General features: G+C 45.0%; 11 protein-coding genes and 1 pseudogene. 11 read left to right on the forward strand and 1 reads right to left on the reverse strand.

Annotated features, from left to right (window positions below; translation table 11 throughout):
- Positions 1 to 158: 158 nt before the first annotated feature.
- From QZU58_RS09795 to QZU58_RS09820, 6 genes and pseudogenes are all read left to right on the forward strand, one after another.
- Positions 159 to 1,103 (forward strand): amidoligase family protein, encoded by a 945-nt coding sequence (locus tag QZU58_RS09795; RefSeq protein WP_294496382.1) that lies wholly within the window; start codon positions 159 to 161, stop codon positions 1,101 to 1,103.
- A gap of 103 nt (positions 1,104 to 1,206) precedes the next feature.
- Positions 1,207 to 1,689 carry a gamma-glutamylcyclotransferase family protein gene (locus QZU58_RS09800; protein WP_294496384.1) on the forward strand — a complete coding sequence of 161 codons (483 nt, stop codon included), beginning with the start codon at positions 1,207 to 1,209 and terminating at the stop codon, positions 1,687 to 1,689.
- A 134-nt stretch (positions 1,690 to 1,823) separates the two neighbouring features.
- Entirely contained in the window at positions 1,824 to 2,036 is a 213-nt protein-coding gene (locus QZU58_RS09805; RefSeq protein ID WP_294496386.1) for a hypothetical protein, read from the forward strand.
- A 50-nt stretch (positions 2,037 to 2,086) separates the two neighbouring features.
- A complete protein-coding gene (locus QZU58_RS09810) occupies positions 2,087 to 2,527 on the forward strand; it encodes a hypothetical protein (RefSeq protein WP_294496388.1) in 441 nt (146 codons plus the stop codon).
- 147 nt (positions 2,528 to 2,674) lie between these two features.
- Positions 2,675 to 2,962 (forward strand): hypothetical protein, encoded by a 288-nt coding sequence (locus QZU58_RS09815; RefSeq protein ID WP_294496390.1) that lies wholly within the window; start codon positions 2,675 to 2,677, stop codon positions 2,960 to 2,962.
- A 71-nt stretch (positions 2,963 to 3,033) separates the two neighbouring features.
- A pseudogene (locus QZU58_RS09820) lies at positions 3,034 to 4,119 on the forward strand (terminase large subunit); the annotation flags it as partial.
- Here QZU58_RS09820 and QZU58_RS10240 read toward each other — a convergent pair.
- Positions 4,066 to 4,266 carry a type II toxin-antitoxin system RelB/DinJ family antitoxin gene (locus tag QZU58_RS10240; RefSeq protein ID WP_363174840.1) on the reverse strand — a complete coding sequence of 67 codons (201 nt, stop codon included), beginning with the start codon at positions 4,264 to 4,266 and terminating at the stop codon, positions 4,066 to 4,068. The pseudogene QZU58_RS09820 and the gene QZU58_RS10240 sit on opposite strands and share 54 nt — an antisense overlap.
- A 247-nt stretch (positions 4,267 to 4,513) precedes the next feature.
- On the opposite strand from QZU58_RS10240, the gene QZU58_RS09830 reads away from it, so the two are divergent.
- From QZU58_RS09830 to QZU58_RS09850, 5 genes are all read left to right on the forward strand, one after another.
- Positions 4,514 to 6,154 carry an AAA family ATPase gene (locus QZU58_RS09830; RefSeq protein ID WP_294496394.1) on the forward strand — a complete coding sequence of 547 codons (1,641 nt, stop codon included), beginning with the start codon at positions 4,514 to 4,516 and terminating at the stop codon, positions 6,152 to 6,154.
- Between the two features lie 76 nt (positions 6,155 to 6,230).
- The gene (locus QZU58_RS09835) at positions 6,231 to 6,854 is read left to right on the forward strand and encodes a hypothetical protein (RefSeq protein ID WP_294496396.1); all 624 of its coding nucleotides are present in this window, start codon (positions 6,231 to 6,233) and stop codon (positions 6,852 to 6,854) included.
- Positions 6,851 to 7,108 (forward strand): hypothetical protein, encoded by a 258-nt coding sequence (locus tag QZU58_RS09840; RefSeq protein WP_294496398.1) that lies wholly within the window; start codon positions 6,851 to 6,853, stop codon positions 7,106 to 7,108. Before QZU58_RS09835 ends, QZU58_RS09840 begins: the two co-directional genes overlap by 4 nt.
- 41 nt (positions 7,109 to 7,149) lie before the next feature.
- Positions 7,150 to 7,578: a phage holin family protein gene (locus QZU58_RS09845; protein ID WP_294496400.1), complete on the forward strand. Its 429-nt coding sequence runs from the start codon at positions 7,150 to 7,152 to the stop codon at positions 7,576 to 7,578.
- Positions 7,565 to 7,834 carry a hypothetical protein gene (locus QZU58_RS09850; RefSeq protein ID WP_294496402.1) on the forward strand — a complete coding sequence of 90 codons (270 nt, stop codon included), beginning with the start codon at positions 7,565 to 7,567 and terminating at the stop codon, positions 7,832 to 7,834. Before QZU58_RS09845 ends, QZU58_RS09850 begins: the two co-directional genes overlap by 14 nt.
- Positions 7,835 to 8,125 lie beyond the last annotated feature (291 nt).

The following is an 8,125-nucleotide window of genomic DNA, read 5'->3' on the forward strand; positions in this document are numbered from 1 at the left end:
GACGTATGTAGAATCGTCAAAAATAGCAAGTAAATCAATGATTTATATACAAAATAAATATCGAAATATAATCGATTATTAAGTTGCTATAGTGTGCCTTCAGAGTGAATATACACACAACAAAACGAACAAACATTAACCAAAAAGAAGGCACAAAAATGAAAGAAAAAACCTTAAAGCAGATTGCAAACCTTAAGAACCAGACCCTTGGAGTTGAAGTTGAGATGAACTGCATTACCCGCAAGGATGCCGCAAGAATTGCCGCAGAGTTTTTCGGAACCCACAGGGTTGAAGATACCGCCTACCGCAACGGCTACAGCACGGTTAGCGCATGGGACGCACAGGGACGCGAATGGAAGTTCCAGAAGGACGTAAGCATCGCAGGCGACGATGCCCACAAGTGCGAAATGGTTACCCCGATTTTGAACTACAGCGACATCGAAACCCTGCAGGAGCTTTGCAGAAGACTGCGCAAGGCCGGAGCCAAGAGCGATGCTACCCGCGGATGCGGAGTTCACATCCACATCGGGGCAGACACCCACACACCGCAGACCCTGCGCAACCTTGCCAACATCATGGCAGGCCACGAGAACCTTTTAGCCGAAGCCTTAAAACTTGACCAGCGCCGCATGGCAAGATACTGCAGAACGGTTGACCCAAGATTCCTTAAGGAACTTAACAAGAAAAAGCCAAAGGACATGGACGAGCTCAAGGACATCTGGTACACCAGTCAGGGTGAAAACTACGGCAGAGAACAGCATTACAACGGATCAAGATACAGAATGCTGAACTACCATGCAACCTTTTCAAAGCACACCATCGAGTTCAGACTTTTTGAATTCGAAGCACCTGCCAACGGAAAGCAGAACGGCATTCACGCAGGACGCCTTAAGGCTTACATTCAGCTTTGCCTTGCCTTAAGCGAGATGGCAAAGGAAGTCAGAACCGCAAGCCCTAAGCCACAGCAGCATGAGAATCCGAAGTTCGCGATGAGAACATGGCTTTTAAGACTCGGGTTCATCGGTGAGGAATTCGCAACCGCCCGCGAGATTTTAACCCGCAACCTTAGCGGAAACGCAGCCTTCCGGTTCGGAAGAGCCTAAACCACAGCGAGGACTTAGCCTCCTCCTGCCGGCCCCTTGAGTGGGGTTTCGGCAGTAGAAGGGTAAGCCTTCCGGAGTTAAACAAAAACGAAAGGAACAGATTATGACAAAGAGATATTACATCGCCTACGGCAGCAACCTGAACATTGACCAGATGAGCTACCGCTGCCCCGGCGCAAAGGTTGTAGGCACATCGGAAATACCGGATTTTCAGCTGCTTTTTAAGGGGAGCAAAAGCGGAGCCTACCTTACCATTGAACCAAAGAAAGGAGCGAAAGTTCCGGTAGCGGTATGGGAGGTAACGGCTGATGATGAACTTTCCCTTGACCGCTACGAAGGCTATCCAAATTTTTACTACAAGACCGAGGTGGAAATTCCGGTTATCGGCATTAGTGATCGCAAGGTAAGAAAGCTTAAGGCCTTCATCTACATCATGCATGAGGAGCGTGAAATCGGCATTCCTTCCCAGCGGTACGTGGATGTCTGCCTTGACGGCTACGAATCCTTCGGCTTTGACGAAAACCACCTTTATGACGCTTTGAACATCAGTCTTGATCACGATGAGCAGATAGCGAAAAACCATTGAAAATAAAGGATTTATTGACTTGATAAGGTGTGCATTAAGAGCAAATATGAACACCGTAAGGCGGATGGCGGGTAAGCCTCAAAACTTCCGCACCGCCGGGTTTAACGATTTAATTAGATCAGAAGGATCTCAGAATGAATACAGACAAAAACGAACCGAAAGTATGCCCGCTCTGCGGCAGAACCTACACCGAAGTTCCGGCTCTTTCCCGAAAGGACAACACCATGCTGATCTGTCCCGACTGCGGTACCAGAGAGTCACTTGAGGCCATCGGGATCTCCCCCGAAGAGCAGGAAAAAGTCCTCGAAATCATCCATGAAAAGCTCGCTGAAAAACCTTGTAAATAGTTGAAAATACTGGGTTTATTGACTTGCTATAGTGTACCTTCAGAGCGAATATGAACACAACAAAACGAACACGAAGGTACAGCATCAGGGATGCAAAGAACGCCTACGACATAGCAAAGAACGAGGATGAGAAGAACGCTGCAAGATCCGCCTACAAGGCAGTCTGGGATGAACTTAAGGAGCTTGGCAAAGAAGCCTGCCGCCTTTTTAACGAGTACGAAGTTTCACGGGACAGCGGCAACGATTACCTCGACATCAGCGAAGTGGTCTGGGACAACGAAGCGGCAAAGCTGATTGAAGCCATGAGGCAGAACGGAATCGAGAGGTTCACCTTTTCCTCCGGATGGAGTCACGCAGTGGAAACCGCATGGCTTTTCAAGGAGGCCGGATGTACCCTTGAGGGGTTGGTTGAGATCAACAGCCGCTACACCGGATGGAACAGCGACGAACACGAAAAAGCCCACGGCTACCTTTTCCGAGTTAAGGGTTAAGAACGAACAGAATTGAACAGCAGGAGGTCGGAACAGGCCTCCTTTTTAACTCCAAAAAATAGTACAAAATCAGACTCTTATTGACTTGCTATACCTTCGGTACAGAGCGAATATACAGTCATCGAGAACAACAACGGAGACTTAAAAATGAGCAAGATGACAGAAAGAGCAAGAACCTACAGATTACCGAATCCTTCCACTCCGGAGGATCTGGAATGCCGCTGGAGCAAGACCCTGAGATACGGCGACAAGGTGATCCTTGCAGGCCACTACTACAACGGAGCCGGCAAGCCATCCTACTACGGCGCGGTTTACGAGTTCCTCACCGAGGACACCGGCTGCGAGGCTGAGATTGGCCTTCGCGAGGTAAGCGGCGTAGATTTCATGGATGACGGCCATGCTCTTGAATGGGCGATGAAGAACGCCAACAATTAGTACGGAGCTTAACGGCTCCTTTTTATACCCAAAAGATCGCTTCGGCGGTCTTTTTTTATGCCTGTAAGGAGGTGAGCAGATGGCAATGCGGAAACTTAAAAAATACATCCCCACAAAGGAAACTTAAAAAATACATCCCCACAAAGTTCAAGGCAAAGAAGTCCGTGTATGACAAGGATGCCGCTGACTATGCAGTGAACTTTATTCAGGCTCTCTGCCACACCAAGGGAACCTGGGCAGGAAAGCCTTTTGAACTTATCGACTGGCAGGAGCAGATTATTCGGGATCTCTTCGGAACCTTAAAGCCGAACGGCTACAGGCAGTTTAATACCGCATATGTTGAAATCCCGAAGAAGATGGGCAAGTCTGAGCTGGCTGCGGCCGTAGCACTTCTTCTTACCTGCGGTGACGGAGAGGAGAGAGCCGAGGTTTATGGCTGTGCCGCAGACCGTCAGCAGGCAACAATCGTATTTGATGTGGCTGCCGATATGGTAAGGATGTGCCCGGCTCTGAACAAAAGAGTCAAAATTCTCGCCTCGCAGAAACGCATCATATACACCCCGACCAACAGTTTCTACCAGGTGCTCTCTGCGGAAGCCTACTCAAAGCACGGTTTTAACATTCACGGCGTGGTCTTTGATGAACTGCATACCCAGCCGGACAGAAAGCTTTTTGATGTTATGACCAAAGGCTCCGGTGATGCCCGAATGCAGCCGCTGTATTTTTTGATCACCACTGCGGGAACCGACACCAATTCCATCTGCTACGAAACCCATCAGAAGGCAAAAGACATTCTTGAGGGAAGGAAGATCGATCCGACTTTTTACCCGGTGATTTATGGGGCTGCCGAGGATGATGATTGGACAGATCCGGAAGTCTGGAAAAAGGCTAATCCGTCTCTTGGCATTACGGTAACCATAGACAAGGTACAGGCTGCCTGTGACTCGGCAAGACAGAATCCCGGTGAAGAGAACGCCTTCCGTCAATTGAGGCTGAATCAATGGGTAAAACAGTCAATCCGATGGATGCAGATGGAAAAGAGGGATGCATGTTCCTTTGCGGTTAATCCCGACGAGCTTGAAGGAAGAGTCTGCTACGGAGGCTTAGACCTTTCGAGTACCACAGACATCACAGACTTTGTACTGGTCTTTCCGCCGAGAAATATGGATACCGTGCTTTCTGATTGCAGCCCGCAAAAACAAATTTATGGCGGTTGTCATGTTTAAGCCGAGTTCAGCAAAGATCTGTTCAGCCTGTTCTTTTACATCCTTATCGGTTCTGATATTCAGGTTTGTGGCACTCACGATAGACTCCTTGGTTACTACTTAAAGTTATAGTTAAAATTCGTTTGTTTGCAACATATTGTCATTACATAATCACTATTTTGTTATGTGTTTGGCAGATCGGATTATTTAATCGAATTCATGTTTCAGGAGTTTCAAAATGAACGACAGCACCATCAGAGATAACTAGAAAAATTAAGGTTGAATAGTTCCGGAATACTAGTTAAATTATGGAAAACGATGTTTTTAGGACTTTAATGAGGTTAATATGCTGAATCCTGATAGAGACAACTGTTTTACAAGACTGGTTGAATTCAAACACAGACGGATTTTTGTCGACAAAACTGATTTTATTGAAAAGATTGCTGACAGAATTGATTCGTCTGAACGATATATTTCTGTATCAATTCCTCGAAGATTTGAAAAATCAGTAATATCCCATATGCTTAGCACATATTTTTCCAAGGGATACGATAGCAGAGATATTTTTGATGGTTTAAAAATATCCAAAAGCCAAAATTACGGCAGAAATCAGAATAAGCACAATGTCATTTATGTGGATATGCTCTCAGTGATGGCAATCTATCACACACCTGTAAGAATTAAAGGAATTCACGATTTTGTCAATTTTTTAGAATACGTTATTATTGAGGAACTGAAGGATAATGAAAGCTACGCAGAGTTAATTAAAGATAATCCTGAAGCGGGAACGAAATTACTTTCTGTATTAAATTTAATATGCAGTAAAACCAAGGAGAAATTTATCTTTTTCCTGAATGACTGTGATTTGCTTTACCACGACTGTAGAAAAGATACAAAACTGCATGATCATTTCTGGGAGTTTTTGCGTGAACTGTTTAATTCCAAAGAAAGCATGAATTGTTTCTCGCTGGTATATCTGACAGGTATTCTGCCAATCAGAAAATACGGCTCAAAATCAGCTTTGGATAGCTTTTCAGAATATACCATGTTCAATCCTGAACCGTATGAAGAGTATTTCGGATTTACAGATAAAGAAGTCGATGAAATAGCTAAACTGCCATACTGCAAATTAACGATAAATGAACTCAGAAGAATGTATGAGGGCTACAGGCTTAACAACAGCATAATATACAATCCGAATTCTATTGTTGATGCCGTGGATCGCAATCACTGTGAATGCTACTGGATGGGCACATGCTCAAATGAAGAGGTGTCGATCCTCATCAATAAGGATTTTGATGGAATTAAAGAAGATTTTCTCCGACTGATTGAATGGCAGAAAATTGCTTTTAATTTAAGCACCTTTCAAAATGATATGGATTCCATTAACAACAGGGATGATGTTTTCAGTCTGCTGGTGTGTTTAGGATATTTAGGTTGCATTAGTGCAGATGACAGTGACAAAAACAAAAAATATGCTTATGTTCCGAATCGGGAAATCAATGGTGTTTTGATGGCTATCGCCAGATACCAGCCGTGGTATAAAAGCATGAAGAGGATACAGCGCTCTGAATCCCTGTTTAATGCCATTATGAACCTAGACACCAGCACGACATCTCAACTAATCGGCGAGATAAGAAAAGTCGCGGCTTCTGAATGCCCTGAATACAGTGATGAAAAATTAATTGAATATGTTATGGCTTCTCTCAGATGGTCAACCTGGTACGATTATTCATGCAAAATAGAATCACTGGACGATAACAATGACAGCCATTTAGTTTACAAGCCAATTATTATTTCAAGAAGAACTCCTTTAATTTTTGTTGGTTTTACTTTCAGTGGTGTGGCAGAAGATGCTTTCAGTCAGATTAAAAAGCATGATGAACTTAAAAATTATAAAGAGGAATACTGGAATGTTATTCTCGTAGGCATTAATTACGATCCTAAAACGAAGGATCACCAGTGCCTGATTGAAAAACTGGATTAAACACTCCAATCAATACTAATACTTACATTCAAAGGATCTCTAACGAGGTCCTTTTTTCGTTTTTACGGAGATCAAAATGAACGACAGCACCATCAGGCTTTCAGCCGACACGTCTGCTCTGACTGATTCACTCAGCAAAATTGCCGAAGAGATGACGGCCATGAAGGACGCTGTCTCATCCACTGCTACGGCTATGGGAGCCAACCTTGATGCATCCGCAAAACAGGCAGAAGCCACCAATGCCGCCATTCACGGACTTGATGAGAGCGTTAAGACCGTAACGGATTCAATTGAGGCTCAGACGAAAACCGTAACTGACCTCGGCACTAAGCAGAGCAAGGTCACCAAAGAAATCAGCAGGGCTCTTGAAACCCAGAACTCTCAGCAGAAGGATGCCAACACCACTCTTGCCGAACAGAAGAAAATCATGCAGGAGCAGGGGGCTGAAATCAAAAAGGTCACTAAGGCTGTAGACAATCAGACCGGAATTCTGCAGAAGAACCCCTCCGGCTGGAAAATGCTGATGACAGGTTTTGCCATCAAGTTCGCCTCTGAAATCGTGGACGGTTTTAAGAGCATTTGTATTTCAATACCGGATTTATGTGCTACAAGGCAGACTGCAAAGGACTGTATCAGAAGTTCATCAAAACGATTGAGGAAAAAGGAAGCTTCATGTACTGCCCGGAGCAGGACTTTGTGAATCTGCATTTCAAGAAGAAATATCCCCTTGCCAATGAGTTCAATGCCATCTGGTTCAATCCCGGATACTGGGAAATGGCACCGCTGATGGTACATTATCTTTCCTTCGAGAAACCTTGGAATAAGTTCATCTATCTAGATTTCCGCGCATATGCCTGGTGGAAGAGGTACCTCTCCGCCTGCGAACGGGTGGAAGGATATCTAGACAGAGACTTTATCGGACGGGTGCGAAGTAACGTAAACAGAGTGAAATGACGGGCGGCTTGATGTTCGCCTTTTTTATTGGGAGAAACAAAATGAGAGAGCTTTGGAATATGCTCCAGACTGTATTTACCGGAATCGGCGGATGGCTGGGTTACTTTCTCGGAGGATGTGACGGTCTTCTTTATGCCCTGATTGCCTTTACGGTTATCGACTTCATCAGCGGTGTTATGTGCGGGATAGTCGATAACAATCTATCCAGCTCCATCGGCTTTAAAGGGATCTGCAGAAAGGTAATCGTGTTCATGCTGGTAGGCGTTGCCACCATTCTGGATACGAGAATATTTCAGACCGGTAGCGTACTCAGAACTGCGGTAATTTTCTTTTACCTCTCAAACGATGGCATCAGTCTTCTTGAGAATGCATCACACCTCGGTCTGCCGATACCGACTGTGGTGAAGAAAGCTTTAAACCAGTTACACGATAAATCAGAAAATAAGGAGAAAACAAATGAGCAACAGTAAACTTGTAAGCTACACGGGCCTCAGCCCCAACCATTCTGGCAGACGTGTCTGCCAAATTTCGAGAATCACACCTCATGCAGTTGTCGGTCAGCTTAGTGTTGAGAGCATCTGCAACTGTTTTAAGGATAGAAGCAAACAGGCAAGCTGCAACTATGCCATCGGTGCTGACGGTAGGCTCGGCCTTTGTGTTGATGAGGCTAACCGTTCGTGGTGCTCATTATCAAGAGACAACGACCAACGGGCTGTCACTATCTAATGTGCCTCTAATCTGACCGAGCCTTATGCCATGAAGCCGGAGGTGTATTCTGCACTGGTGAAGCTCTGTACTGACATCTGCAGACGGAACAGCAAACGAAAACTGGTGTGGATTGCAGATTGAGATAAGCCTTTAAGCTATGAGGTCAAACCTGACGAAATGCTTCTGACCGTTCACCGGTGGTTTGCCAGGAAATCCTGTCCGGGAAACTGGCTATTTGAAAGAATGACCAGTTTGGCTGACGAGGTTAATGGCAAACTGCGAAAAGAAGAAACAAAACAAATTTTAAAA

Source organism: uncultured Ruminobacter sp., from assembly GCA_902764345.1.
Lineage (GTDB): Bacteria > Pseudomonadota > Gammaproteobacteria > Enterobacterales > Succinivibrionaceae > Ruminobacter.